Raw genomic sequence first — 25,989 nt, 5'->3', positions numbered from 1 at the left:
ATGCAGCCACATGAAACATTTACCGGCTCATACCAGCCCGGTGACGTGGAATTTCTGCTAAAGCCGGTTGTCATTGAGATGACGCCGGTTGATCAAAAAGAAGAGCTGATTCAGTCCGGGAAGAAACATTATTCAGACATGCTCAGCCAGGAGCCAGCACCAACACAATGGCATCTTGATTTGTTTCACCGGGCGCTGGATCGGGGCGCAGAGAGGCTTGCAAAAGAAGTCACACAGCTCGCTATTTCTCTGGCCGAACGCTTCGGTGATGAGCCCATTGTACTGGCCAGTCTTGTCAGAGCTGGCGTACCGCTCGGCGTTATGCTGCACCAGGCCCTGCGTGACATGGGGAAAACCTCATGGCATTACGGCATCAGCATCATCCGGGATCGTGGAATTGACGGTGCAGCACTCGACGTCATTGAAGAGCGGCATGGTACCAGCGGTATTGTCTTTGTTGACGGATGGACAGGTAAAGGCGCAATTACCGGAGAGCTTGTACGCGCACTGAAAGATCGCCCGGGCTATCCTGAGCAGCCGCGACTGGTTGTCCTGGCCGATCCCTGTGGCTGTTCCTGGCTTGCAGCAAGTGATGATGACTGGCTCATTCCTTTTGGCATCATGGGTGCGCCGGTATCAGGTCTGATCTCCCGGTCAGTATGGTCCTCTGAAGGATTACATGGGTGCATGGTTTGCGAGCATCTCAGTGAATTCGAATGCAGCCGGATGTTTGTCGATACCGTCGCTCATTTCCGTAAGAAGTTAACACCGACATCCCTCGCTCCCCTGAGCTGGAATACGGAGTCAGCCCGGATCTTATGGCAGACAAGTTGCGACGTTATCGCGTTCCTGGCCGATGAATTTAAAGTGGACAGCGTCAATCGTATTAAACCCGGTATTGCTGAAGCAACCCGGGCTGTATTGCGTCGGGTACCGGACCATATATTTGTGCGTTCTATTGACGACCCGGACGTTGCCTTGCTTGTAGGGCTTGCTCGTGAAAAGGGAATAGTTGTTACAGAAATGGGGGGAACCCTCGGCCAGTATCGGGCTGTAACCATTATCAAGAAGGTACTCTGATGAAAAATCGTCTTTCTCCCTGGAATCTGGGAGCCACGCTATACATGCCTGCAACACGGGAAGATATTGCTGATGCCGTCCTGCATGGGAAAATCCCGGGTTTGCGCTCTCTGGTAATTTGCCTTGAGGATGCTGTCAGTGAAGCAGACATCCCCATCGCCCTCAAAAATCTGGAGCACCTGCTGCACGAGCTCAGTAACAGCATGCGTAGCCTGGGTAAAAATGACTGGCCTCTGGTGTTCATTCGCCCCCGGCATGCCGACATGGGCAGATGGTTAAAAGCGCATTATGATCTTTCCGCTGTCGACGGGTTTGTGTTGCCGAAATTTACCCTCAGTTCGTTAGCTGAATGGTGGGATATCATGGGCGGGACTCACCTGTGCATGATGCCAACGCTGGAAACAGAAGACGTCTTTGACGTGGTTCAGATGCGCGAGCTGGCCACCCGTCTGGTGGAACATCCCTGCCACGACCGCATTATTGCGCTTCGAATCGGCGGCAACGATCTTATGAACGTTGTGTCGCTTCGCCGTCCCCGGGACCTGACGCTGTATGACAGCCCGATGGGCTACGTCATCAAAATGCTCGTTTCGGTCTTCGGCCCGCGTGATTTTGCCCTGACCGCGCCCGTATGTGAGCATATTGACGATCATGCCGTAATGGCCAGAGAGCTGGCTCTTGATATGGCACATGGGCTTGTTGGGAAAACGGCCATTCACCCGGGTCAGATAGAGGTCATTCAAAACGCGCTGATGGTCACTCAGGGTGAGCATTCTGACGCTCTGCGGATCCTGAACTCTACCCAGGCCGTGTTTAAGTCGCAGGGAGCAATGTGTGAACCCGCCACACATCGCCGCTGGGCGGCTGGCATTCTGGACAGAGCTAGTTTTTATGGGTTACAGAACGAGCAAAGCGCTGATGGAATCAGATTACTTACCGTGACCCAGCATCATTAAGGAAATCATAATGGGGTTCAGGTTCAGAAAGTCGATCAACATTATTCCTGGTGTTCGCCTCAACCTGAGTAACGGTGCACCGAGCCTGAGTGTCGGGCCGAGAGGTGCTTCCGTTTCTTTTGGAAGCCGGGGGACCTATGCCAATCTGGGCTTGCCCGGTACCGGGCTGAGTTACCGTACCCGGCTTGACCGGGCCGCGCGTTCCGGAGGTGGGAACCGGACGGCTACCGACCCGGGGCTCAGACAGGCGCTTGAGCAGGAAGCCGCTGATCTCATGTCAGCGGTGACCGCAATCCGTAATATTCACGAGCTGACGCCGGATCCCAAAACAGGCATCAGCTGGGCAGAGCTGGAAGCAGTATACCTGCATAACAGAACGTCGCCTTTTCAGGTTCCGGCACCGGTGCGTCCTGAAAAGCCAGACTATCTTGCATTGCCGGAAAAGCCTGCCGAGAGCGAAGGCATTAGTTTTCTGGGTAAATGGTTTGAATCGGAATCAGCTAAAGCTGAGCGCCACGCCGAAAATCTTCGCCGGTGGCAGCAGGAGCTGATTGATGTGGAGCGTGAGAATACCCTTCGACAGCACCGGTACCAGCAACAACGGACGGCCTGGGCCGAACAGTATGCAAACTGGAAGTTTGAGGCTGAAGAACATGAAAAACGGCTCGCCACGGCTCAGGCAGATGCCCGGCAGCAGTTCCGGACAGACGCCGCGTTTTTCGAATCATACCTGGCGGGTGTGCTGGCAGAAACTGAATGGCCGCGTGAAACGCTTGTTGCATTTGAAGTAAAGCCGGAGCTATCAGCAGTCCTGCTGGATGTTGATTTAGCTGAGATTGAAGATTTCCCTGATAAGATTTACGGCGTTAATGCCCGGGGCACGGAGCTGACGGAAAAAGCCATGACGCAAAAAGCCGTACGCGAAAACTATGCCCGCCACGTCCATGGCTGCTTGTTCCGCCTGGTCGGTATCGTTTTACATACGCTACCGTTCGACAACGTGATTGTGTCAGGCTTTACGCAACGGGTCAGTAAGCGGACCGGCTATCTGGAGGATGAGTATATCCTGTCCTGCAAATGCAGTCGCAGCCAGATGTCGTCAGTAAATTTTGCAGGCTTAGAACACATTGATCCGGTTGAAGCGTTAGGCGATCAACCGGTTATTCGAAAGATGAGCAGTACCTTCATTTTTCAGCCTATTGAACCACTAACCCTTTAAGCAGGCTAAATCTTACGATGCAATTAAATACCAGACAGGCCCGGATTTTTAAGCTTGCCAACTTACTGGGCACCGGCAAGCCCGTTTCCGCTGCCGACATTATAACCAGTCTGGAATGCTCAGAGCCGACATTAACCCGGGCACTCAAAGAGCTACGCGAGTCATATTCTGCGGAGATCAAATACAGCAAGGCAGGTCATTCATACCATCTCGTTAATCCGGGCCAGCTGGATAAAAAGACCCTTCGCCGGATGAATGAAGCGCTCGCACAGAATGCTGAACTGAAAACCGGTGAGTCCACAGGGAAGGTCGTACTCGATAAGGATAAAAAAACAGCCGTGTCATTATCGCTACGCATGCGGATTTTAAGAAAAATTGACCGTCTGGCTGCGCTGAGTGGCTCGACCCGAAGTGAAGCGGTAGAGAAGCTGGCTCTGCACTCCGTTGATGAACTGATAAAAGAATACAGCGCTAAAAAGTCCTGACGCTAAATCTCAGACCGGGGTGAAAACCCCGGTTTTGTCATATTTCACCTCTGTATCTGCGTGACGGAGTTTTGATCTATTCTCCTCCCGCAATGTCAGCAGCGCCTTTCTGCCTACAAAACCTGGTGTCTTGACATCCTCTTGTGCTACACATCAATCTTTGGGCGATTTACACTCCATTCATGCAGATCTGTGATGTATGATGATTTTCATACATAAGAAAGTTTATTTTTGCCGGAGTTTTTTTCAGAAATCTTATATTCCAGTACGGTCTGAATTTTTTTCTCTGATAAGAGGCCATTCACATGTCGGTAATTCAATGGTGGTTAACTTATTTCTTTAATGCCGCTTCTGAGTATTTAATCTCCACCCGACAGATGTCGTGCCGTTTTATCAAATCTACAAACTCTGGCCTCTTCCTGAAACTACTCTCCTCTTCCGATCTCTTAAGAAGGAATTACATTTGAGACGCTTACCCGTATATCTGCTACTCGACACGTCCGGCTCTATGCACGGAGAGCCTATCGAAGCGGTTAAGAATGGCGTTCAGACGCTGCTTACCACGCTGAAACAGGATCCGTATGCACTCGAAACGGCTTACGTGTCAGTGATCACCTTTGATTCTTCAGCCCGACAGGCAGTCCCCCTGACAGACCTCCTGAGTTTCCAGATGCCAGCACTAACAGCCAGCGGCACCACCTCTCTTGGCGAAGCGCTTACCCTGACGGCCAGCTCCATTGCCAAAGAAGTACAGAAAACGACGGCTGACACTAAAGGTGACTGGCGTCCCCTTGTATTCCTGATGACGGATGGAAGTCCGAATGATGACTGGCGTAAAGGCCTAAATGACTTTAAAGCGGCCAGAACCGGCGTTGTTGTGGCATGTGCAGCCGGGCATGATGCCGATACCAGCGTCCTCAAAGAAATCACTGAAATCGTGGTTCAGCTCGATACAGCTGACAGTTCGACGATTAAAGCTTTCTTTAAATGGGTCAGTGCGAGCATTTCGGTAGGCAGTCAGAAAGTGGAGTCCAGCAAAAAAGAAGTGATCGGTCTTGAAGACCTGCCACCACCGCCGCCAGAAGTAAACGTGGTCTTATAATTTTATTAATTAAGGGGATGTCATGTCTGTCAGTCTGAGCAAAGGCCAGGGCGTAAGCCTGAAAAAAAATGAATACGATCTCTCGTCCGTTACTATCGGCCTGGGTTGGGATATTAATGAGGAAAAGAAAGGTTTCCTCGGCGGGATCTTTGGTAAAAAAGAAGAAGAATACGACCTTGATGTGATCGCTTTCCTGTGTAATTCAGCCGGAAAGGTGACCGATCTCGGCAATGTGGAAAATGGTAAACCAACGCTTGTGAATGGCGATATCATCTTTTTCAACAGCCTTCGCCATAAGTCAGGAAATATCTGGCTGACGGGCGATAACCGAACCGGAGCCGGTGACGGTGACGATGAGCAAATTATTGTGCGCCTGAATTCCCTTGACGCTCAGTACGAGAAAATTGTGTTCATCGTTCAGATCTACAATGGTGAAAAGCTCCAGCAGCACTTTGGTAAAGTTCAGAATGCCTTCATCCGGGCAGTAGATGCCCGTAATATTGAAATGGCACGATTCGATCTTTCTGGCGGACCCGCCTTCGCCAGCCAGCGCTCCATGGTTTTTGCCGAGCTGATACGCGAGGCTACAGGCTGGAAACTCAGGGCAATTGGTGAGCCTTCAGAATCAGATTCGTTTGTCTCGCACCTGAGGAATTACATGTGATGCGCCGCCTGCCTGTTTACCTTGTTATCGACACATCCGGCTCGATGCGCGGTGAGTCCATCCATTCCGTTAACGTTGGAATTCAGGCGATGCTTAGCGCTCTTCGCCAGGATCCCTACGCCCTCGAAAGCGTTCATATCTCCATTATCACCTATGACAATGAGGCGCGTGAGTTCATTCCTCTCACGCCGCTGGAAGACTTCCAGTTTTCTGACATCGTTGTGCCAAGCGCAGGCGGGACGTTCACCGGTGCTGCCCTTGAATGTCTGATGCAGTGTGTTGAACGGGATGTACGTCGCTCAGATGGTGATACAAAAGGAGACTGGCGTCCTCTGGTATTCCTGATGACTGATGGAACCCCTTCTGATGCCCTGGCGTACGGTGAAGCGGTAAAAGCGATTCGCGGCCGGGGATTCGGATCCATCATTGCCTGCGCCGTTGGTCCTAAAGCAGGCCATGAGCACTTAAAACAGCTCACCGATAAGGTTGTGTCTCTGGAGACGCTAGATTCAACCGCGTTTGCAGGTTTCTTTAAATGGGTATCGGCCAGCGTGTCTTCCGGCAGCACAAGCGCGGGGATCAATAACGGAACTGATACCCTTCCCCCTCCTCCACCAGAAATCCAGCTGGTGCTCTGACAGACAGAAAGGTGCTGCTTTCCGGGCAGCACCTTTCTGTACAGCAACGTTTTCTGCTGGCCGTACCAGCCGTACGAGGAAAATTATGAGACGCCTTCCCGTGTTTTTTGTCCTGGACTGTTCAGAGTCCATGATTGGTGAAAACCTGAAAAAAATGACTGATGGTCTGCAAATGATCGTCGGAGATTTAAGAAAGGATCCACACGCACTTGAAACAGCCTGGGTTTCGGTAATCGCATTTGCCGGTGTAGCCCGTACGATTGTACCTCTTCACGAAATTGCCTCGTTCTACCCTCCCCGCCTTCCCGTTGGCGGCGGTACGAGCCTTGGGGCCGCATTGCGTGAGCTGACCGTACAAATTGATACCCAGGTCAGAAAAACCACTCATGAGGCTAAAGGCGACTGGAAACCCGTCGTGTATCTCCTTACCGACGGACGTCCGACTGACGACACAACCGCAGAAGTGAAGCGCTGGAAGGATCACTACGCGAGTAAAGTGAATCTCATTGCCGTTGGCCTGGGGCCGTCAGCGGACCTGAATACCCTGCGGCAACTGACAGAGAATGTCATGCTGTTCACCGAGTCTCAGGAAGGGGACTTTACCCGCTTCATCAAATGGATCACAGCCTCGGTTACGGCGCACAGCCGCAGCGTCGGAGACGACAAACAACCTGAGCTCAGCCAGACTGAATACATAGTCCGGCTGGCCAAGGACGAGCCAGTAAAAGCGTACGACGAAAACTGCGTTACGCTTACCGGCCGTTGCAGCAAGACCCGTCGTCCGTATCTGATGAAGTATGAACGGCCACCAGCAAGGATTTCCGGGCTCGATTTCAACCTGAACCTGAACAACTTTAATATTGCCGGATGCTATCCCATTGATGAGGACTATTTTGCGTGGTCAGATGCCACCGCTACCGATTTGCAGGTAAACACAAGCGAACTGCATGGTGTACCGGGTTGCCCCCACTGTGGTAATGCCAGTGCGTTTGCCATGTGCTCATGCGGGAAGTTGCTCTGCATTGATGGCCCCGATGACGTGATCTGCCCATGGTGTGAAAAAGGTCTTTCATTCAGCAATGATGGCGGAAACACTAACTTCGACGTAAACAGAGGGAGAGGTTGATGTCGCAAAATACGTCACTTGAAGAAAAGATTATCCGCTTAGTTCTGTCTGAGCTCAGCCACACCGCAGAAGGTGAGCGGCTTTCCCTTCCATCCCAGGATCCTGCCCTGTCTGCCGAGGTTATGCAGCTTATAAAGCGGATTGAGAACCTTGCAAAAGGTACCTCTGCACTGGTTAACGAAGGTGAGAACGAATCAGTGACTGCCCTCCCGCCTGCTCCAGGCCTTGCCGAAAAGCAACAGCCGGTCGGGACTGATGAGGATATGCAGGGAAACCACGCTATTGACAAAAAAGAGACGCAAACAGCCACAGTCAACGAAACCAGCCCTACATTGTGGAAATTGATGCCTTTTTACGAACTTCAGAAACCAGGAAAAAATGAAACTGAAAACCAGCCGTCTCCGATACTAAAACCTGGGCAGGTACCGGAAAGCCAGCATCGGACCGGGTCAGCAGTGCAATGTGTAATGCCCCCGACAGCGAGAATAACCATACCCAACGCCCGCGCAGGCGAACGTTTCTCTTCGCCGGTTGCCATCATACTGGATGAGGGTGGACGGGCGACGATAAGAGACGTTGTCTTTCCCCGGGACATTGGCTTGTCGTATAAAAAAGAACAAGGGTTGCTCACTGGCATACCCACTGAAATTGGCGATATTGAGCTTTCAGTACTGTGGTCATACACTTCGCACGACGAATGCGAAACAAAGTTACTTTTTGTAGTAAACCCGGATCCGAGAAGCCTGTGGAAGGTAATAGAACCACCAGCAGACACTCCCTACCCTAAGGCCCATCTGGACTCTGCTGGCCTGGTCAGAGATAACATATGTATTGCTGCCGCCAGTCGCCGGGGCCGCTCTCATGAGCATGCCGGGAGCTTCAGAGATGATGACTTCTATATCAACCACTGCCAGGAAACAGGATGGTCTGTCATGCTGGTCGCAGACGGGGCCGGTAGTGCAGTAAATTCCAGAGAGGGATCGCGAATTGCAGTCATGACGGCTGGCGATTACCTTTTCAATCAGCTCAGTGGAGTGAAAGGCGTCCGTTTAAAAGAGCATATCACGACTTGGGAAGGGAGCGATCAGCAGGCAACCATAAACGCCATGCTTCATCATTTTAAACAGGCAGCTACGCTCGCGGTCAACAGCATCCAGAACGAAGCCATTTGTGCAGAACAACCTGTGAAATCCTATTCAACAACCCTTCTTGCAACTGTAGCACTGCGAACTGAAAACGAGTTGTTTGCAGCTGCTTTCTGGCTTGGCGATGGTGCGATAGGTGCATACAGTCCTTCAGGTAAAGTCAGGATACTTGGAAATCCCGATAGCGGAGAATACGCAGGACAAACCCGCTTCCTTGACCAGAGCATTATCGCAGACCCATCATTTACTGGTCGCATCAGCGTGGGCAAATGGAATGACGTATCTCACTTGATCCTTATGACCGACGGCGTATCAGACCCTCTGTTTGAGACTGATAACGGGCTTCGCAGTGACGAAAAATGGACCCGTCTCATTAATGAGATCTCCCCTATCCTCGCAGACGCCAGTATTGCGTCTGAGGGGTTAGGCGACTGGTTAAACTTTTTCTCCACTGGGAACCATGATGACCGCACTATTGCGGTGTTGTGGTAAGGGATACGCTTTTTCGGTGATCAATATGGCAAATATCGTTACGTGTAAAACAAAGAACGGCGAAACAGTCCAGTATGTTGACGAGGTGATTGGTTCAGGCTCGATGAAGGATGTTTACTTTTCGCCTGATAAATCTTACGTCGTCGCTTTTTATCAAAAACCGCAGAATGAGCAGGCCCGGGATCGTATTGATATGATCACCGGCCGCTACAGGCAAAACATTTTTGGACAATCCGGTGGCGAATACTGGAAGGATCTGTTTTGTTGGCCGACCCACGTTGTTGAGCATGGGAATAAAATCGGTATCGTGGTTCCAACCTACCAGAACCATTTTTTCTTTAAATATGGTTCCAAAAACGATGATTTTCTGGATATTAAAGGCCGGGAGAAAGAAGGCAAATGGTTTGCCAGCGCCAGCAACCAGAATAAATTCCTCGATCCGCGTGAACGAGGCAATACGCTTACCTATCTCAAAGTCTGTCTGCTGCTGACAAGAGCCGTCAGAAGGATGCATGCAGCTGGCCTCTGTCACAGCGATCTCAGCTATAAAAACGTGCTGATTGATCCAGAAATGGGCCATGCCTGCATCATTGACGTAGACGGCCTAGTCGTTCCTGGAAAGTATCCTCCCGATGTGGTGGGCACTCCGGATTTTATCGCTCCGGAGGTGGTGAAAACCAGCCATCTTTCCAAAGAAGATCCGAACCGCGTACTGCCAAGCATTACTACTGACCGCCATGCACTGTCGGTGCTTATCTACATGTACCTGTTTTTCCGTCATCCGCTACGTGGCGGAAAAATACATGACATGTCGGATGAAGTGCGTGATGAAACCTTATCAATGGGTGAGAAAGCGCTCTTCATTGAACATCCGACAGACAAAAGTAATGCAGTCAAAATCAGTCAGTTATCCTCCTTTTCACTTCCCTGGGCTGACCCGGGTAAAATTCCTTACACCATCATGGGTCCCTACCTGACGTCATTGTTTGATCGAGCCTTCATCGATGGCTTACATGATGCCACAAAACGCCCTACCGCCGATGAGTGGGAAAGTGCCTTGGTTAAGACCGTTGACCTGATACAGCCCTGCCAAAACACGAAATGTGAACAGAAGTGGTACGTTTTCTCGGGTAAGACAAAGCCGGTCTGTCCTTACTGCGGTACGCCGTATAAAGGTAAGTTGCCAGTGCTTAATTTTTATTCTTCTCGTAAAGAAGGCAGCTATCGTCCTGACGATCACCGGTTGATGGTCTGGAGCGGGCAGTCTATCTATGCGTGGCATGTGAATCGTCTTATCGCGCCAAATGAACGTACAACGGATGCACAAAGGAAACGGGTTGGTTATTTTGTTTACCATAACGATCAATGGTGGTTGGTAAATGAAGGCATATCAGGACTAATGTCATTACCGGATAAGCGGCAGATTATGGTTGGGGAAAAAATAGAACTGAAGAATAACGCTCAATTTGTTTTGTCAAAAGAGGAAGGTGGCAGGCTGGTAGTCGTTCAATTAGTAGAAAACTAACAAATATCTCTTACCAGATTTTAGCTGTTACGGCATTGAGCCACTCATCGCGACTAATTCGATGAGCGGCCCGCCAAACGAGGCTGTGAAGCGCTTATGAAGGCGATGGATCGGTTTAACAAAGAGCTGCGTAGCTCTCTGTTCCTGCTTGGGGAAGGGATTCAGCAGGATTTCAGGGGGTAGCAGACCATACTGTCAATGTCGCCACGGTATACCACTCGCTGGAATGAGCTACTTGTCGTAAAAGCCTGACATCCATGCCAGTGTTACCCGGCATGGTCAGTTCTGGCATGAAAAGCTACTTTAACCACCACGGGCCTTCTGGATTGCGTATTTCAGGGTAGCTTCGTCGACAGCCCCCGGGATGAATGATGTCGTTGCAGCATCGGGTTTTTGCATGTTCATGATAATGAACCCTGGCGTTCCGCTGATCCCGAGAGCTTCCCCCAGTTGCATATTTCCGGAAATGACATTCTCATAGCGACTTTTTTCTCGATCGCTGAATGAGCTGTTGAACCCGGATTTATTCACCACCATGTCTAAATCACTGAGCGTAAACCCTCGCTGGTTGTTGAAGAATACATACGCGCTGGTCATCAGGTTGTTGTGGTACTTACGATACGCTTCAGCGCCAAATGCCTGGTACACATGCAGGCCTGTCGCCGCCCCCATCGCAGAAACGGGTTTCGAACCAGCGAAGATTGGAAATTCTTTAAAGAAGAATTTAACATCGCTGCTCTGGCTCAACACGGATTCAACGACCGGCGCTACCTTCATACAGAAATGGCACTGGTAGTCGAAAAACTCGATGACGGCGACGGCCGCATTATCCGGTCCAATGTTGGGAGTCTCTTTGGTCTCGAAGAGAGCCGGTGCGTAAGGGATGATCCGCTCAAGGGAGGCGTTGGTATTTTGGTTTTCAAGAGCCTTACCCGCTTCAAGCAGATACTGAGGATTTTTTACCAGATAGGTAGCCGCTACCTTTCCTACTTCATCGTTACTGGGGAGCTCAGTTTTAAAATATTTCGACGTGATATACACAGAGCCAGCCGTCGCAATCAACACAGAAATTAAAACAGACGCTACGGGTTTTAAATAATTTAATTTAGTCATAGCCACCTTTACGAATTCAACTTGTTAGTTATCAACCTGTGTTCGATTATACTGTCACAGCACATCGGAATTATTCGTTAAAGAACCCTTTTTGGAGGAATTAGAATGTTACGGCATTTATTCTTACTGACCGCCACAACGTTCTTATGTGGGTGCAGCTATCATTTCGGGAATGATGTTGATGCTTACGATTTAATGTCACGCCCGGTAGGCAACAAGAAATTTGAAATTGTAGCGCCTGATGACAGTATACAATCGCGCATGTTTGCAGCCCGGTTTGCGAGTGGATTAACGGGGATAGGGTTTAATATTTCCAACCATCTGCCCGACTATATTCTCAGATTCAGTTACAGTAAGACCCAGGAAAATATGCAATACAGTGAACAGCTGGTGACGGGCATAACCGGATATGTCGTCGAGAAGAAGACAACGAAAAAAGATAAACACGGGCAGACTCAGACGGACTATGACTATAAACCCGTCAGCGGGATCGTGGGGTCAGAGACGATATCACAGAGGCATTTCTGGCGCCGCCTTGATGTGGAAGTCTACCCTGCGGGGAAAGGGGCACAACAGGTTCTTAAAGTCAGTATGCAGAGCAATGCGCCAATCCCATCGGACAGCATTGCGTATTCCGCAATGATCGACGCTCTGGCCGGGAAACTGGATGCCCCGCTACGCTCCGGAAACTATGTCGCATCGGTTCCCTGGAACTAATGACCAGCACCGCAACGCCCAACCGCAAAGTGACTTTTCTCACCTGCATGCCGCACCTTTACCGGCCTCCTCTGTTGAAATCATAGAGCCGGTAAAGATCACCGATCGTCATTGCATCCACTTTGGACACGAACAAATACTCAAACTGCGCTTTCTGAATATCTGACACTGACGCATCGTCCAGCACCTCCTGGTAAAATCGAGCACTGATGCATCTCTCCGGATGCATGAACTGGTACCGACTCTGGAGAACCACCATTAGTAAAAACAGAATCAGCAGAACGAGAAGTAATATTTGGTTGGAGAGCTCCAGTCCCAGCGACACACCGATGGTTGCCAGGAAACAGAGAGTCCATCCGACCAGGGCAAAAGGAGCCTTTTGGATCTTTTGTTGGTAATAACGGAAGATCACCGGATCATTTAAATACCGCTTATCCGGTAATCCCGTTGCCCGGGTGACAATGCTGAGCCAGAGCGACATTTTCTAACCCCCAAATCGCGGATATACGGCGCTCTCAGGCCATACGTTCATAAAAGGCAACCAATGGCTGGGTGATGGGGTTTTGTACAAGCTCGGGGCGAATGACTTTCAGCTGCCTTACCGGCGCTAGCTCATCCGTCGGCTTCACGATTCCATTGCCCGGACCTTTCCGGGTACTGTCGGTGTTCACCTTTAGCCTGTCATTATTCAGATACGATTCAACCCGCTTAGACATGGCGTCGCTGGGGGATGATGCGTCATTAAGTTTTTTTAAAACCGCGTCTTTATCCGTCTGAGCCGCAGAGACCAGCAGTTCACTGCTGGCCTCAATGTCTGCGTTGCAGGACCCGAACTGGCATTGGGCCGCAAAGACGGGTTGAGTGCCAACCGCCACGAGCATTAACGTTGTCAGTATTACAGATTTCATAATCACCTCTTGCAGTCGTGAAAAGTCACTTTTGTGCGGTGCCCATGCGGGTCACCAGATTTTCCGGGCTCAACCAGCCGGTGAACAACTGAGGTTTACCCGACAGCGTTACCATGGTTGGCGTACCCTGAAGCGGAATAGTTGAAGCAACCTGGAAATGCGATTTGATAATATCGAGGCAGGCCGCGTCAGGCCGTCCTTCCGGAATGATTGATATCGAGCTCATTGCAGCATCCAGCGCATCATTAGGTTTGGCCGCACACCAGATTTTTGCCATATTCCCCGCGACCACGGAGTTCAGGCCTGCACGCGGAAAAGCGAGGAATTTTATTGAGATCCCGGCATCGAGATAGGATTGAAGATCATGATGTAGTTTCTGGCAATACCCGCAGGTTATATCAGTAAACACCGCCAGGCGATATTTTTCATTCGCCGACTTATATTCTATGGATTTTGTTTTAGCAGCAAACTCCCTGACGCCTTTCAGTATCGCCTGTTCCGTTGTATTCTCCACATCTTTGCCGTTAACATGAAACAAGCTCCCGGTAAAAATGTAATCACCATCTTTGCTGACGTAACTCACGCCTTCTCTTGAAATCACGGTATAAATATCTTTTACTGGGGATGGTTCAATATGCTCGATGGACAGCCCAACTTCTTTTAATTTCTTCAGTGCTGCATCAGGAAGCACGTCAGTTTTCACTGTCTGGGCATTCATGCTAAAGGCCGTACAAGATGCCAGTAATAAGAATGATGCCTTGATAGTCTTATTCATTTCAGCTCCTTTAATGGAGCATTAATACTATCATGCGAAAAAATCCTCCAAATTCGCTTAAGGGACAAAATTCCCTCCCTATAGTAAAAATTTTTAGCCCGCGATGTGGGAGAATATCCAGTATGTAATTCCAGTGGAGATTATCTCGTGTTTATACCACCAGCAGATGATGTGAAACCTATTCCCGTTCCTGTTGAAGTCTACACACAGTGCATTACCGATGCCTCCCGCTTTTTCGGGATTGATGCAGAATTGGTCTTTACGCTTTTTGATAATGAAGGCGGAAAAGTGGGAACGTTCAGCCGGAATAAAAATGGCACTTATGATATTGGACCTATGCAGATCAATTCGTCCAATCTGCCGGAAATACGTGGCCACTTTCCGTCTGTTACCTGGCGGGTATTGGCCTATGACGCCTGTGCCAGTTTCTGGGTAGGTACCTGGTGGCTTTACCGGAAAATTGTAGACCGAAATGGTAATGTATTTGAAGGGATTGCCGATTACAACAGCAAAACCCCTAAGGTCCGGGCGAGGTATATCTTTAACTTCATGGTCAAATACAATCGCCGGATTCAGGGCCGGAATGGCATGGACGAGTTATATCAGTGGACGCAACCAAAGACCCAGTACAACGGACATATTGTAAAAAATGTTCCGGAGTAAATTACCCCCCTACTCTCCAATTTATTGTTTAGTTGTTTTACGTGGCTGTGAACAATTCATCACTGAGCGAGTGAAACTGTCCCGTGAAAGAGGTTAGGTATGCTCCAATCAATATACGAATTCCTGTGCAAGATACGCTGTTCTCCACAGAAGCTTAGAAATAAAGACTTGGACGGGATCTTGCCTCAGGATGAATCAACAGCTGGCTTATGGGGACCTCTGCCATTAATCCATATTGTTCTTTTCCTGGATTTTGATGGTGTAATCCACAAATGTCAGAATGAATCTTTCGAACGGATGTATTTGATTGAGAAGTTACTTGATGCAAGTCCTTCAATGTTCATCGTTATATCAAGCTCATGGAGAGAATGCGGGAGTATTACCTACCTAAAGTCACTTTTCCGCTCGCCGTACAGAGACCGGGTAATTGGCGCAACCCCATCCCTGTGTCTACCCTCGGGGGGAATAGGGGTACGTGCAGCTGAATGTGAAGAATTCGTGGCCAGGCACCAGGTAAAAGCCTTTATCTGCCTTGATGACGATACGACCCTGTTTCCGCCAGAATATCCGCACCTGATCCGTACGGATTATTACACGGGGGTTAAAGAAAAGGACATAACGGATCTGATAGCCAGATATAACCTACTGATGGCCCGTTTTTATTAAAAAAGTAACTTTTCCACACACTCCGTTAAAAAAAACCATGATTCGCCATCTACCAAAAACACTGCATCAGTCGATCAGAAAAGTAACTTTTTCCTCAACTTTAATTTAGGCCAGTAAGCATTCACGTTTCTTAGGGTGGCGAGTGAACTGGATTTGGAAAGAGAATTTGAATCGTGATTAAGATAGTATCCTGTTTGACCATTGTTTTAAAACTGAACAAACCTTATCCAATGCTCAGTTAGCCGGTGTACTTTTCTCAGATTCGTGGTTTACCTTGAATAGCACTGCCGTGAATAGTTATTTTCCCCGGATGCAGGCATAAAAAAGCCGTGCCCAAAAAGAGCACGGCTTTTATCAGTCAGTATTCACTCCTACTTCTTATTATCATTCAGCCAGTTTTCAGCTCTCTCTATTCTCGACTGATACGGTTCGTTTGTATTGTTAAGGTCTGACTTCATAAAGTTAACGAACGCATCTGCTTTATCCGACCCGAAGCGTGGATCATCGGTCAGTTGCTGACGAATCGCACGCTCTGAGTTTTGTGATGCACTCTCATACGTCTTGATCCCATCACTTCCCATATCCTTATAACGGCTGGTCACCGCGCTCAGACCATCTGACATTTGCAGGTGGTTGCCAACCTTGCCCAATAACGAACTCGGCATATTTACCGGATTCGTTGCATCGTTTGCCAAAGATGCGGGCGTAGTCAGGACCCCAATACCTGAGAGCATGTCGTTTACGGGTTTTGCTCCGATAACGTCAAGCCCTCTGGCAACACTCTCCTGGCCCGATAAAAGCGTACTGCCAATCACACTACGTTCTGTATTGGACTCAATTTTATTACCAGCAAGGGTATCAATCGTGGTTTGGGTTCGTTGGCCAACGATCCCGCCGCCAGAGCCGCCTTCACCAAGATTCGCCCTTATTGCTGAATCAAGAGAGCCTGAAGCCTTGTTGTGCATGTTGAAACCTTCATGGATACTCTGGAGATCATTCATCCCCCAGCTAACGTTGTAGTGACCCAGCTCGGTGAGGAGGCTTTGAGTATCCGCTTTCAGTTGTTCTTTCTCAGCGCCGGTTGCCATTGTACTGGCCCCATAGGTAAACACGGCTTGTGCGGCCAGCTCCGCCCGTTTGTCATCCGGCTTTTTGGTTGGGTCATTTGCAACCCTGTCAAAATAATTCGGGAGGTTGTTTGATATCCCGCGTATCTGGCTATCTCCGTACATAGAATTCAGTTTTTCGCTGGTATTACCCATGCCTGAAGTAGCATGCTTGCCGCCTATACCAGTTTGAAGCTGGTCGAAAGTTTGGTTGGCGTTCTTAACGTCCTGCCCAGCCCCCTGAATTCTTCCCACGGTCTCATTAGTCACTACAGGGGTATTCTTATCCAACGACGAGAGAACACTTTGGTTTTCTTCGCTATAGGAGTTAGCTACATTACCTTTATGAATGCCCTGAATATCTTCTTTACTGACCGAGCCCACATTGTACGGCGTAACACCTGATTCGGTTTGTCCGCCAATATGTTGATTAGCATTCTGCTGGTTCTGTGCCAATCCAGCTTTCGCCTGAGCATCCAGACCTTGCCCTACGTCAGCAACACGATCGGCACTCATTACGCCGGAGGTATCTACATGGTCTGGTGTGCGCTCCTGCGCCTGTGCAATGGTATTAATACCCGATGCATCACCAGTGATTCGGTCAAGTTGATTGGTAATTGGCAGCATCTGTTGAGCGTTACCGCCGAAGTCAGCAACCAGCCCTTTAAGCAGGCTGGAGGTCTCACGCAGATCCTGCTTATTGCTCTCAGCCGTTTCACCCCTGGCAGTATCAATCGCAATTTTTTGCTCACTAAAGTCGCGTGTCGTTGCCACCAGCGCATCAGTTCGCTGGAGTTGTGATCCCAACTGAGTGCTGGCCTTAAATGTGTCATTGTAAGAATTGAATTTATCCATAAACGCATTCTCATCAAGACCATTTTTCCGTGCAAAATTACGCACATCATCATCGCTGAAGTTTTTATTACGAATAGAATCGGAGAATCTGTCTAGGTTGACAGACTGTCTTGAGTCGAGTGTCATGCCGGTATTAGCGCTGGCGTTCGTTGAAAGTGACGTCGACAGATTTTCGGCCATTGTCTGTGTTGCCTGGTTCATTTTTGATGCAGCTTCTTTGAATGCATTGGTCTGTGCAAACTGATCACTGTTTACCTGAGAAGCCGCTTTACTCATTTGTTCAGAAAGTCCTGAGTTTTCTGACAATTGAGTCGTAATAGCTTTATTCAAATCAGTTAAGAGGCTATCACTGCCTGAATTCGATTTTGAGATCCCTGAACCAACGGTACCCGATGCTTTCAGACCTAGTGAATCCATCACTTTCTGACCTATGCCCCCAGCCCCCCCTTTTCCAAGTTTTTCCTCGCCACCAAGTCCCAAACTTCCATTGAGGAGAAGGTTTGACACCACACCAGCTAATTGCTGCGAATTAATTCCGTGCTTCGCCCCTACGCTATTAGCGACGTTTGCACCGGCCTGGTCTGTATATGATTTCAAGTTTTGCAGATTCGAGGAAAATTGCTGGCCCGATTGCCCCGAACGACCAACTTCACTCATCTGATTGTAGGCCTGCTGGAATGAATTACTTGCTGCACTCATGACTGATGAGGTCATTGCCGCCCCTTGTCCCTGGCTTGACGCGATACTTGAACCTGCATTCCACGTACCGAGTCGGAAGTTACTGGAGTCCATGGCCCCGCCACCGCTGAACCCCTGCCCGGTGCTTGTCAGTGCTGTACGATTAACATCCCCAAATGATGATTTTCCGCTATTTGGCGCATCCCACACTTTCGGCGTGAGGTGGCTGGAGTCCACAGGTGCGGGTGGCGTAACTCCTTTCATCGCATTCATCATTGGATGAATGGATTGCGTCATCAGGAACAGCGTCAGGACTGGGATAAGAGCATAGAGCGCTGATGCAACTGATAAGTAAGAACTATATGTTTCGGCAAGCCCTGGTAAGCCCATCCAAGTCACCGCGTTACTCTGACTATTCAGTGTGCTCCATGTATCAAGATCCGCTGTTGCCACCTTCTTCACGTAGGCATTGACCATCACCGCAGTAATCGGCCACATATTAACGAAGAGAATCAACTGAAGATATTTTGCCGCTGCGGCAACACCGTTTCCGCCGAGTGCAAGCAGCATGAGCAATGCAAACGGAGCAACCATGTACGCAAACATTTCAAGAAACGCAATTGCCGCACCAGATAATTGCAGCCAGAGCTGCCCCTGAGATGCCATGGTATTCGTACGTTTTAATGATGCCTCAAACAGTTGCATATCCGAGGCCAGACCAAGTGGGGTTTTGTATTTACTGGCACCATTACGTAGCTCATTCATGATGAACAAAGAAAGCGTCGCGTCATAAGCGCCAATCGCCTTGCCATACATGCCGTTCGCCGACGCCATTACATCCGTGAAGCTCGATCCGGATGCGGCACCGCCCGCCTCTTCTGGGGTAAGAATACCGTTTGTTTGCCCAATCAAAGCAATCGTCTGTCGAGCCTCCGGGGTGCTCGTTACCTGTTTAACGGTCGACCAGACCTCTTCACAAGTCGCTGACTTTGAACTATTCACACCCACGATGTTAGCAGATGCGTTCTTCAGCGAACCTTTCATCGCCTGATTAATGCGTTCCATGCTTTCCGCGACATTTGAAGAGAAAATATCGTTAAAAATGGTTTCTTTCCCAGCGATTTTCGCGCTTGAGTTTTGTGTTCCCTTGAGGCAGTTATAGGCCAGTGATTGCACTGTCGCACACACGTTCATCGCACCTAATCCGCTAACTGGTTCGGGGAACGCTGAACAATACCCCTGGCTGTCCCCGCCCCATTGTAAGAATTTAACGAAGCGAATCATCGGGCCAAGAGTAATGTCATCATCAAGCGTGGTTGCGGCAAAGTCGATCGGCGCCAGCGGATCAAACGCCGTTTTATAGTCTTTGAGTAGGCCCTGGCTAAGGTTAGTGGTTACAGTTCCCATCGCCGCGATAAAAACAGGAATACCATCGACATTTCTCACTTCACCAGACTTAACCGATTCAATAGTCACATCCACGCGTACTATTGCCATCGAAAAAAGAATCAGCCCAAGAATCCATGAAAATATCGGCACCTCTGCTTTTGTCGGGTTCAACAGCCAAAGCCATGTTTTATAAAACAGGCTGGCTCCAGCCAGCACCGCTGCCGTGGTGAGAAATGCTTTTACACCGGTATATTGTGAGAAAATCAGGGCAATCCCGTTAAGGGCGGACCACACGAACTCGATATCACCTACTGTATAGATGTTGTAATCCATATCAGACCTCAGTTACCTGTGCCACGAAGACTTTCCATGAACGCCTTCCTCTTTAATCGGCGATCATCCCATGCTGAAATGACATCAGAGCTGTTACCTACCTGGCTACGGGTGAGCTCGTAAGCTGCTTTTACCTGATTGCTAAGGTTTTCAGATAACCGAGTCAGGTCCTGCCGCCGTCCGGAAAGTGATTCACTGGGGATATTCATAGCGCTGATCTTTGCTTCAACTTGCCGAAGCATGTTAATGACAAGGCTGGTGGCCGCTATTGCACTGATATCCTGGATATAGGCATAGCCTTCAGGGACATCAAAAGTCTGAAGAGAATCAAGAATTGTTGGGATGCCGATATAAGAAATAATGCGTAATTCATCATCAGAGATCCTGACATCGCTGATTGCCTTTGTTTGAACCTGAATTAGGAGGTCTGAAATCGTATCCTTCAGTCCTTTGAAACCACCATCCATCACTTCAGACATAACCAGGCATTGCGACTTTCTCGCTGAAGCAGGATCGGGTACAGGCGAACATTTGAGCATTTTTATGGAGCCACCAGCCGGAGGACCCATGATGAAATCCGATACCGTCATCGTCGATGGACGAACTTCCATCCCCGCTTTTTCACCTTTAGCATCCCAGTTGATAATCACAGTGCCGACAAGCGACATCAGCTGCTCTGCGAGTTTGTAGCCAGATAATTCAGTCACGCCACCGATATTCATAGAACCTTTATCGATGTCCATAAATGACATATAGAAAAGGTTTCCACTGAATTTTTCAGCAAACTCTTCAGGGTCTTTTGCTTTTACCTGGGAGGTCACAGTTTCTGGCGACTTGGTCATTGATGAACCGAAATCAGGCAACAATCCATTAAGAGTACCAAGCATTGAAGCTGGGCCGGAACTGACCGCATTCGCATACTGGCTGGGTGGTCCAACATTTTCAGAAAGAAACGAGTAAGTAGCGTTGCAGGAATCTTTGGCAAATTTGTTCAACGCCTGCAATTTGTTCTGGATATCATTAATAGTCGCAGCACAGTCAGCACAGATTGCCGATACCGCGACATTAAATGCATAAATCGCGGCCCCCTGCGCGATACCGCGAGCAACCTGCACCAACTGATCTCCGTTAATCATACTGAATGAACCGAGGAAAACATCGATGCCGTTACAGCCGACGGAAGCTTTGGGGAAAGACATTGAAACTAAATTGGTATTCACGTTTGTTGTGCGGTAGGAAAAAGAGCCGCCAACCACACCGGTACGGGTGGCCGTTTCAAAACTGGCCGGGCTGGTTGTCGTCATCATTCCATTAAAAATATTACGCATGGCGTTATCGGCACCGGCATTTGGTGCAATCATCGCCGTGCAAACGGCTAACGACAAAAGTAACTTTTTTGCACAAACATGGAGGTTAGCGCGCATATGGGCCTCCTAAACTGCCACCAACATTCAAGTAGTTCACAGGGTCCGCTGTAGGCATATCGTACCCTTCCAACTTCTGGTCCATTATTCGTTGCAATAAGAACGGGTCAGATTCCATTTCTGATTTATTCACTGTAATTACGCCATCCTCACCAATGGTATATTGGCGCTTAATATCTAACGTGGATTGGAATGAGGCATCATCAATCAGGTTCATGCCCTTTGCAGCCAGAATAATAGTATTCTTGAGCGCCTCAGCAGTGATCATACCTTCGCTAATTCGTTGCGCTGATGACCCGTCTTTCGACACAAGGAAAATAGTTGGCACTTCGCGGATTTTGAATTGATCAATAATCTGCGCATTAGGGACAGAGAAATCCTGGAACAACCCATTTTGTAATGGTCTGCCATCCATGCTGACAGGGAGAATGTCGACCGAATAGTAATTCTGCATAAACTGGAGGATTTGACTTTCTTCGTGGCAGAACTCACAGGTACTCTGGAAAAAGAAAAAGAGCCCGGATCTTGTGAAAATATCTTTCATTACCGTCTGCTGGTTTTTTTCCACAACCGTACGATGTGCATCCAAGGCAACCTTCTCAACCGGCTGTCTTCGTTTTTCAGACATCATTGGATTTTTAAGAAAATAATCTTTCGACTTATCCGAAAATCGCGTACCGATATCCAACATTAAACGTTGCGCTGTATAAAACCTCGATAAGTTTTCAGGGGTCGGATTATCCATTGCCTGAGTCAAAAGCCGGGGCATATTGTCCTTTAGCCACTTTGAATTAAGATCAATCTTTTCTTCTTGTACTGGCTGGGACGAAGATGCAACAGGAGGCGTAGTCTCATTAATTTCTTCCTCAGTTTTCCGGGCTGGGTCGTCATACCAGAAAAAACCTTTCTTAAAGGCTTGTCCTGACACAAATGGGGTGTCTTTGATAAGGGTCTGGTCTTCATTTGCATGGACGCCAGTTATAAACAAAGACATCAACACTAACATCTTTGAAGGCAGTAACGTTAATCGAGTCATTCACCGATCTCCTCATGGAATAGAGGTATGATGGCATAAAAAAAATCACCGGGAGTTCGATAACGGAGTAGATTTCATGCGTTAAAAAACCAGAAATGTGACGCCGACAAAGCCCCAAAAACGACAGTTCAACACAGTGTCCCGGTAAAGACATGGTCTGTAAGAGAGAAATGGATTAATTATATGACGGTACAGTAATGCAAATTCGCGTTGTCATTCAGACAACACTATCCAGATTATGAACGATCCCCATACTTTGCTGGTTAACGCATAAGGGAATTTATACTTAATTGAATACCTATAAGAAACGAAATTGGCAGGCGCATCATAAAATCTGGACTTTTCAAAGACCGTAATGAATCAAAGAATGGCAATTCATGTTAGTTATACTTACAGAAAATGAACGTTGGAAGGATAGAGCAGACAAAAAAATACGGATGGTAGTAATATTTAACACAGTATGTTTTAGATACGTCAGAACGGAAGCCGTCTGAAAATAAACAGCAACATGAGGAACCATGTGTAACGGTATGCAAGCCAAAGATTTAATAGATAAAGACGACGCAGTCTTTAGATTTTTGGTCTCAGCTTAAAACCACTCACATAAAGTAATAGCTAATCTAACTCCTCCTGAGAATATCTCGCTATTGCAGAGACCGTTGACGACAATCTGCACCGAGGGCAATGAGTATCATTGGTATACGGGACAATGTAAGGCCGCTTGCATTTCGCACAAGTTTCGAGTTCCTCTATTTCTTTCATTGACGTGAGGATCTCAATGATTTTATTGACCTCAGGGGCGCAGACGAAATACCCAAGGTTATGCAGCACGCTCATGATTCGGTTGAAGTCAATATTGCGGAAGCTGGATTCCGGATGAATAGGATCAAAACCGAAGTAATTTACCGCGACATCAATAACCGCAGAAAATGCTCTGCGGTTATCCGAACGACGACTCCACCCTCGAATACCTTTTTTAACGTTTTGTTGAGGTTCCGATCTGAAATCAATATTTTCTGCAACATGGCTTCCATAAAGAATTCTTATTGAGTTTTTATTCGCACCAAGTGACATCGTTTTTGTAGCGCTCAACAACATGTTAGCTTTAGTTTGATCGACTTTAGCCATTTTTATTAATCCTTCAAGAGCACTTTATTTGCCAAAGAGTTGAACACATCCTGACGGTGGCATGTAAACATAGTGTCGTAACGCAATAGTTCCATTAAGTCGTCACTAACTTTACCCAAACGAATGTCGGCAGATAATTCGTATGCCCAGGCAAACACCTTAGATTTTAATGTTGCACTATCATCCCCCAACCCCGGTGTAAAGGCAATTATTCGTGGGAATAGAACGACATCGTTAATTGCTTTGAGTGATGACACACCAACATCTTTTATTGCATCTACGGTAGCAGGCTTTAATCCAAAAAATATACTGACAAACTCAGGTGCAAGCATTGACATAAAGAAGATCTGCATAAAATAATCATTTTGTATGTCTACACACTTGGAGCGTAACTGCTGAATTTTGCTCGGATTATAACAATCTTCCTGCCCATTCAACAAAGTAACTTTTTCCCCTGCATTGTAAATGCCGAAGTCAGTATCGTCACTGTCATATTCACGGATAACGTTAGTGTCACCATCAACAACGGCCATAAAAAATTTATCCCACGAGATCTCTTTACCTAAAGAACGTGGAACGAGGAAACTTCCGGGACGTGTTTCAACTTCGAATGCATTATCAGCCATTGCCCCAAACCCGGTTCCAAATAGACGGCGTTGCAGGAGTGGAGACCCTGTTTGATACATAGAAGATCCGTGAATAGGCAATAACATTAGGAATGCACGGTAACTACGAATAATCGAAATCTCGGTACGTAATAGTTTACCGAGTAGGTTACGCGTTATGTTATCTGATTCTGACATGTGCGGATTGTCCTTGCGTCAATACAATTGTACTAATCTTCTACATGAAATTAAAGTTTGGTTTTTGAATGATGAAAAGTAACTTTTGGAATTTTAATACTGCCTATTTGAGTCTTAAAACTAACCATTCATCCATTGGCCTTACTTGTAACACTTTTTGACCAAACTAACCAGAATTTTATCAAAAAACCCTGCGCTTGCTAACGAAATTTTAATCGCTTAAAAAAATAGCAAAGCCCGAATCGTTATCGGCATTAAGCGGCAATAACATTAGCGAAAAAAGCGATTCAGGATGAATATTTTTCCGATTGATTAACATGACTACTACATAGGGTCACTTCTTGCCGAAAAGTGGTCCTATGAAGCCTCGACATAGGGTCACTTCTTTGTGAAAAGTGACCCTATGTAGCCAAGACATAGGGTCACTTTTTTTAAAAGTGGCACTATGCGCAAAAAACATAGGGTCACTTTTGTTTAAAAAGTGGCACTAGATATATGTATAACTTAGTAAGTAAAACAGCACTTTTCAGATCACGGTCTCAAAATACCCATGGCAGAAAAAGTTACTTTTCTGCCGCGCTTAAATGCGCCCATCTCAGCCGTTCCCGTGTTCATCTGGAGCTGCGCACTATCTGTATTCCTCACGCCTCCGAAGCCCCACCTCAAAATTCTCGATAAAAATCACGGAAAAAAGTCCTGTTTGTGAAAAAAAAATAAAAACCACTTCGGTATAGTGATTTCACATCAGGAGGTCACATGTCTAATTCGAAACTAATAAAGTCACTAGAATTATCACGCAGTTTGATGCGTTCACAAATCGAGGTTCTGCGGGAGGCAGCTGAAGACCTTTGCACAAATTACTGGATCGAGTGGAAAGAACGGAATCATCTGGAGATTAATTTACCCCGGCCTAACAATACGCTAAAGCGTGAGTATCTGGGTTCGTATGCGCCGAAAATTGAATTAATCGGTAATGCCAAAAAAGTTACAATCACCTGGCATAAGTTCAGCCCGTTTAAAACCAGGTCTCCCAGTCATATGTCGAAACGGATTTCTGCGATGAAAAGCGGAAAATATTCGAAAAGCTGCTTTGTTAATCATGCCTTCTGGGAATATGAAATGATCGAAAAAACGGAGGGAGTACTAGAACCCTACAGAGAATTACTTGAGTTCTATCATACTGCGTATATCGAACTGGGACGCAAAATCCGTAAATACTCAAAATCAGAGGTGGCACAATGACCGACGTAACAATTAATGAAAGCAAGCAGAAGACACCTGATGTAAATGCCCGCTCCTCTCAGACTCCTGAAGATAGCCGAAGAGCCACGCAAAGTAAAAATGAACATTACGGCATGGCAACAGTAACTATTACTCCAGGCACGCCAGACTTTAACCGATTTCTTACGGCACGGAATCGTTCCGTAATAAGAGGCTTTAATGATGTTAGCATTGCTATTTCATCATTATTCAGGACGGTTAATGCGGTAAAACACCCTGAATTGGTGCAGGCAATTCAGGACTGGTTTAATGAATTGCACGACGAAAACAATTTGATGAAGCAGAATCTGGAGGCCCACATCGCCACTATTAAGGTTGATGAAAGTGATCCATTCTTCTCATCAACTGAGTTTTCTCCGTTCAGATTTGAATCTGTCCAGTTAAACTTCAACAACCAGAACACGATGCGATTTTATAAGCACATCTTTGAAATGAACAACCTTCTGACCCAGATGTATAAATTCAACTCTCTGGGTCAGCTGCCGGTTAGCGATTACAACGTAATGGCGCACAATATTATCCGAAGTCTCAACATGTATATCGAACGGGTCAAAAAAACACTTAACGTGTCGCGCCGTGTAAAAGGTTCTTACAGTCCTGATGAGTTTATCGAAAAGGTAAAACAGTACAAAAGCGTGCAGGCATATATTGCTGCGGAACTATCTGGTAAACGCCAATAAGG

Annotated in this window: 25 protein-coding genes; 16 read left to right on the top strand and 9 right to left on the bottom strand. The window is 47.6% G+C overall.

Features of this window, described 5'->3' with window-relative positions; genetic code table 11:
• The 11 genes from C3406_RS23455 to C3406_RS26745 all read left to right on the top strand — a co-directional run bounded on the left by C3406_RS23455 (nt 1) and on the right by C3406_RS26745 (nt 10,684).
• Nucleotides 1–1,080: a cysteine protease StiP family protein gene (locus C3406_RS23455; RefSeq protein ID WP_040113323.1), complete on the top strand. Its 1,080-nt coding sequence runs from the start codon at nt 1–3 to the stop codon at nt 1,078–1,080.
• Nucleotides 1,080–2,036, top strand: a complete 957-nt coding sequence (locus C3406_RS23450; RefSeq protein ID WP_040113322.1) for an HpcH/HpaI aldolase/citrate lyase family protein — start codon at nt 1,080–1,082, stop codon at nt 2,034–2,036. Before C3406_RS23455 ends, C3406_RS23450 begins: the two co-directional genes overlap by 1 nt.
• 10 nt (nt 2,037–2,046) lie before the next feature.
• On the top strand, nt 2,047–3,255 hold the full coding sequence (locus C3406_RS23445) for a DUF4236 domain-containing protein (protein ID WP_000506888.1): 1,209 nt from the start codon (nt 2,047–2,049) through the stop codon (nt 3,253–3,255).
• 17 nt (nt 3,256–3,272) lie between these two features.
• Nucleotides 3,273–3,740 (top strand): tellurium resistance protein TerW, encoded by a 468-nt coding sequence (gene terW / locus C3406_RS23440; protein ID WP_001176767.1) that lies wholly within the window; start codon nt 3,273–3,275, stop codon nt 3,738–3,740.
• A 463-nt stretch (nt 3,741–4,203) separates the two neighbouring features.
• Nucleotides 4,204–4,842 carry a vWA domain-containing protein gene (locus C3406_RS23435; protein WP_001388628.1) on the top strand — a complete coding sequence of 213 codons (639 nt, stop codon included), beginning with the start codon at nt 4,204–4,206 and terminating at the stop codon, nt 4,840–4,842.
• Between the two features lie 22 nt (nt 4,843–4,864).
• The gene (locus tag C3406_RS23430; RefSeq protein WP_000116681.1) at nt 4,865–5,506 is read left to right on the top strand and encodes a TerD family protein; all 642 of its coding nucleotides are present in this window, start codon (nt 4,865–4,867) and stop codon (nt 5,504–5,506) included.
• Nucleotides 5,506–6,144 (top strand): vWA domain-containing protein, encoded by a 639-nt coding sequence (locus tag C3406_RS23425; protein ID WP_001253658.1) that lies wholly within the window; start codon nt 5,506–5,508, stop codon nt 6,142–6,144. Before C3406_RS23430 ends, C3406_RS23425 begins: the two co-directional genes overlap by 1 nt.
• Before the next feature lie 85 nt (nt 6,145–6,229).
• The gene (locus C3406_RS23420; RefSeq protein ID WP_040113321.1) at nt 6,230–7,270 is read left to right on the top strand and encodes a TerY-C metal binding domain-containing protein; all 1,041 of its coding nucleotides are present in this window, start codon (nt 6,230–6,232) and stop codon (nt 7,268–7,270) included.
• Nucleotides 7,270–8,907: a PP2C family serine/threonine-protein phosphatase gene (locus tag C3406_RS23415; RefSeq protein WP_040113320.1), complete on the top strand. Its 1,638-nt coding sequence runs from the start codon at nt 7,270–7,272 to the stop codon at nt 8,905–8,907. Before C3406_RS23420 ends, C3406_RS23415 begins: the two co-directional genes overlap by 1 nt.
• 25 nt (nt 8,908–8,932) lie before the next feature.
• A complete protein-coding gene (locus C3406_RS23410; RefSeq protein ID WP_032610464.1) occupies nt 8,933–10,432 on the top strand; it encodes a helix-hairpin-helix domain-containing protein in 1,500 nt (499 codons plus the stop codon).
• 198 nt (nt 10,433–10,630) lie between these two features.
• Entirely contained in the window at nt 10,631–10,684 is a 54-nt protein-coding gene (locus tag C3406_RS26745) for a DUF4113 domain-containing protein (protein ID WP_223203177.1), read from the top strand.
• 51 nt (nt 10,685–10,735) lie between these two features.
• Here the strand turns inward: C3406_RS26745 and C3406_RS23400 are convergent, their stop codons facing one another.
• On the bottom strand, nt 10,736–11,545 hold the full coding sequence (locus C3406_RS23400; RefSeq protein WP_015062990.1) for a DsbA family protein: 810 nt from the start codon (nt 11,543–11,545) through the stop codon (nt 10,736–10,738).
• Between the two features lie 105 nt (nt 11,546–11,650).
• Between C3406_RS23400 and C3406_RS23395 the strand changes: the two genes are divergently transcribed.
• On the top strand, nt 11,651–12,262 hold the full coding sequence (locus tag C3406_RS23395; RefSeq protein WP_015062991.1) for a hypothetical protein: 612 nt from the start codon (nt 11,651–11,653) through the stop codon (nt 12,260–12,262).
• Between the two features lie 58 nt (nt 12,263–12,320).
• Here C3406_RS23395 and C3406_RS23390 read toward each other — a convergent pair whose 3' ends face one another.
• The 3 genes from C3406_RS23390 to C3406_RS23380 are packed head-to-tail and all read right to left on the bottom strand — an operon-like array spanning nt 12,321 to nt 13,945.
• Nucleotides 12,321–12,743 carry a hypothetical protein gene (locus C3406_RS23390; protein WP_015062992.1) on the bottom strand — a complete coding sequence of 141 codons (423 nt, stop codon included), beginning with the start codon at nt 12,741–12,743 and terminating at the stop codon, nt 12,321–12,323.
• Nucleotides 12,744–12,777: 34 nt separating this feature from the next.
• Entirely contained in the window at nt 12,778–13,170 is a 393-nt protein-coding gene (locus tag C3406_RS23385) for a hypothetical protein (RefSeq protein ID WP_040113319.1), read from the bottom strand.
• A 25-nt stretch (nt 13,171–13,195) separates the two neighbouring features.
• The gene (locus C3406_RS23380; RefSeq protein WP_040113318.1) at nt 13,196–13,945 is read right to left on the bottom strand and encodes a thioredoxin fold domain-containing protein; all 750 of its coding nucleotides are present in this window, start codon (nt 13,943–13,945) and stop codon (nt 13,196–13,198) included.
• A gap of 147 nt (nt 13,946–14,092) precedes the next feature.
• Between C3406_RS23380 and C3406_RS23375 the strand changes: the two genes are divergently transcribed.
• Both C3406_RS23375 and C3406_RS23370 read left to right on the top strand, forming a co-directional pair.
• Nucleotides 14,093–14,608, top strand: a complete 516-nt coding sequence (locus C3406_RS23375; protein WP_032610469.1) for a lytic transglycosylase domain-containing protein — start codon at nt 14,093–14,095, stop codon at nt 14,606–14,608.
• Nucleotides 14,609–14,707: 99 nt separating this feature from the next.
• Nucleotides 14,708–15,274: an HAD domain-containing protein gene (locus C3406_RS23370; protein ID WP_015062996.1), complete on the top strand. Its 567-nt coding sequence runs from the start codon at nt 14,708–14,710 to the stop codon at nt 15,272–15,274.
• Between the two features lie 371 nt (nt 15,275–15,645).
• Here C3406_RS23370 and C3406_RS23365 read toward each other — a convergent pair whose 3' ends face one another.
• The 5 genes from C3406_RS23365 to C3406_RS23345 form a co-directional block, all read right to left on the bottom strand.
• Complete coding sequence (locus tag C3406_RS23365; protein ID WP_015062997.1) at nt 15,646–19,635, bottom strand: conjugal transfer protein TraG N-terminal domain-containing protein; 3,990 nt, start codon at nt 19,633–19,635, stop codon at nt 15,646–15,648.
• A gap of 8 nt (nt 19,636–19,643) precedes the next feature.
• Nucleotides 19,644–21,059, bottom strand: a complete 1,416-nt coding sequence (trhH, locus tag C3406_RS23360; RefSeq protein WP_015062998.1) for an IncHI-type conjugal transfer protein TrhH — start codon at nt 21,057–21,059, stop codon at nt 19,644–19,646.
• Nucleotides 21,049–22,095, bottom strand: coding sequence for a thioredoxin family protein (locus tag C3406_RS23355; RefSeq protein WP_040113317.1), 1,047 nt, complete (start codon nt 22,093–22,095; stop codon nt 21,049–21,051). Before C3406_RS23355 ends, trhH begins: the two co-directional genes overlap by 11 nt.
• 615 nt (nt 22,096–22,710) lie before the next feature.
• Nucleotides 22,711–23,223, bottom strand: a complete 513-nt coding sequence (locus tag C3406_RS23350) for a hypothetical protein (RefSeq protein ID WP_015063000.1) — start codon at nt 23,221–23,223, stop codon at nt 22,711–22,713.
• A gap of 5 nt (nt 23,224–23,228) precedes the next feature.
• Nucleotides 23,229–24,026: a hypothetical protein gene (locus C3406_RS23345; protein WP_015063001.1), complete on the bottom strand. Its 798-nt coding sequence runs from the start codon at nt 24,024–24,026 to the stop codon at nt 23,229–23,231.
• A gap of 756 nt (nt 24,027–24,782) precedes the next feature.
• On the opposite strand from C3406_RS23345, the gene mobI reads away from it, so the two are divergent.
• Both mobI and C3406_RS23335 read left to right on the top strand, forming a co-directional pair.
• Nucleotides 24,783–25,268, top strand: coding sequence for a conjugative transfer protein MobI(A/C) (gene mobI / locus C3406_RS23340; protein ID WP_015063002.1), 486 nt, complete (start codon nt 24,783–24,785; stop codon nt 25,266–25,268).
• A complete protein-coding gene (locus C3406_RS23335) occupies nt 25,265–25,987 on the top strand; it encodes a hypothetical protein (RefSeq protein ID WP_015063003.1) in 723 nt (240 codons plus the stop codon). The genes mobI and C3406_RS23335 overlap by 4 nt, the downstream gene beginning before the upstream one ends.
• Nucleotides 25,988–25,989 lie beyond the last annotated feature (2 nt).

The organism is Leclercia sp. LSNIH8 (assembly GCF_002920195.1).
Taxonomy (GTDB): Bacteria; Pseudomonadota; Gammaproteobacteria; order Enterobacterales; family Enterobacteriaceae; genus Enterobacter.
The sequence above is the reverse complement of the archived record's forward strand: the minus strand, read 5'-3'. Positions and strand labels throughout refer to the sequence as shown.

Coding starts and splice junctions, on each gene's coding strand:
- C3406_RS23455 (WP_040113323.1), top strand. CDS start 1: ATGCAGCCACATGAAACATTTACCGGCTCATACCAGCCCGGTGACGTG.
- C3406_RS23450 (WP_040113322.1), top strand. CDS start 1,080: ATGAAAAATCGTCTTTCTCCCTGGAATCTGGGAGCCACGCTATACATG.
- C3406_RS23445 (WP_000506888.1), top strand. CDS start 2,047: ATGGGGTTCAGGTTCAGAAAGTCGATCAACATTATTCCTGGTGTTCGC.
- terW (WP_001176767.1), top strand. CDS start 3,273: ATGCAATTAAATACCAGACAGGCCCGGATTTTTAAGCTTGCCAACTTA.
- C3406_RS23430 (WP_000116681.1), top strand. CDS start 4,865: ATGTCTGTCAGTCTGAGCAAAGGCCAGGGCGTAAGCCTGAAAAAAAAT.
- C3406_RS23425 (WP_001253658.1), top strand. CDS start 5,506: ATGCGCCGCCTGCCTGTTTACCTTGTTATCGACACATCCGGCTCGATG.
- C3406_RS23420 (WP_040113321.1), top strand. CDS start 6,230: ATGAGACGCCTTCCCGTGTTTTTTGTCCTGGACTGTTCAGAGTCCATG.
- C3406_RS23415 (WP_040113320.1), top strand. CDS start 7,270: ATGTCGCAAAATACGTCACTTGAAGAAAAGATTATCCGCTTAGTTCTG.
- C3406_RS23410 (WP_032610464.1), top strand. CDS start 8,933: ATGGCAAATATCGTTACGTGTAAAACAAAGAACGGCGAAACAGTCCAG.
- C3406_RS23400 (WP_015062990.1), bottom strand. CDS start 11,545: ATGACTAAATTAAATTATTTAAAACCCGTAGCGTCTGTTTTAATTTCT.
- C3406_RS23395 (WP_015062991.1), top strand. CDS start 11,651: ATGTTACGGCATTTATTCTTACTGACCGCCACAACGTTCTTATGTGGG.
- C3406_RS23390 (WP_015062992.1), bottom strand. CDS start 12,743: ATGTCGCTCTGGCTCAGCATTGTCACCCGGGCAACGGGATTACCGGAT.
- C3406_RS23385 (WP_040113319.1), bottom strand. CDS start 13,170: ATGAAATCTGTAATACTGACAACGTTAATGCTCGTGGCGGTTGGCACT.
- C3406_RS23380 (WP_040113318.1), bottom strand. CDS start 13,945: ATGAATAAGACTATCAAGGCATCATTCTTATTACTGGCATCTTGTACG.
- C3406_RS23370 (WP_015062996.1), top strand. CDS start 14,708: ATGCTCCAATCAATATACGAATTCCTGTGCAAGATACGCTGTTCTCCA.
- C3406_RS23365 (WP_015062997.1), bottom strand. CDS start 19,635: ATGGATTACAACATCTATACAGTAGGTGATATCGAGTTCGTGTGGTCC.
- trhH (WP_015062998.1), bottom strand. CDS start 21,059: ATGCGCGCTAACCTCCATGTTTGTGCAAAAAAGTTACTTTTGTCGTTA.
- C3406_RS23355 (WP_040113317.1), bottom strand. CDS start 22,095: ATGACTCGATTAACGTTACTGCCTTCAAAGATGTTAGTGTTGATGTCT.
- C3406_RS23350 (WP_015063000.1), bottom strand. CDS start 23,223: ATGGCTAAAGTCGATCAAACTAAAGCTAACATGTTGTTGAGCGCTACA.
- C3406_RS23345 (WP_015063001.1), bottom strand. CDS start 24,026: ATGTCAGAATCAGATAACATAACGCGTAACCTACTCGGTAAACTATTA.
- mobI (WP_015063002.1), top strand. CDS start 24,783: ATGTCTAATTCGAAACTAATAAAGTCACTAGAATTATCACGCAGTTTG.
- C3406_RS23335 (WP_015063003.1), top strand. CDS start 25,265: ATGACCGACGTAACAATTAATGAAAGCAAGCAGAAGACACCTGATGTA.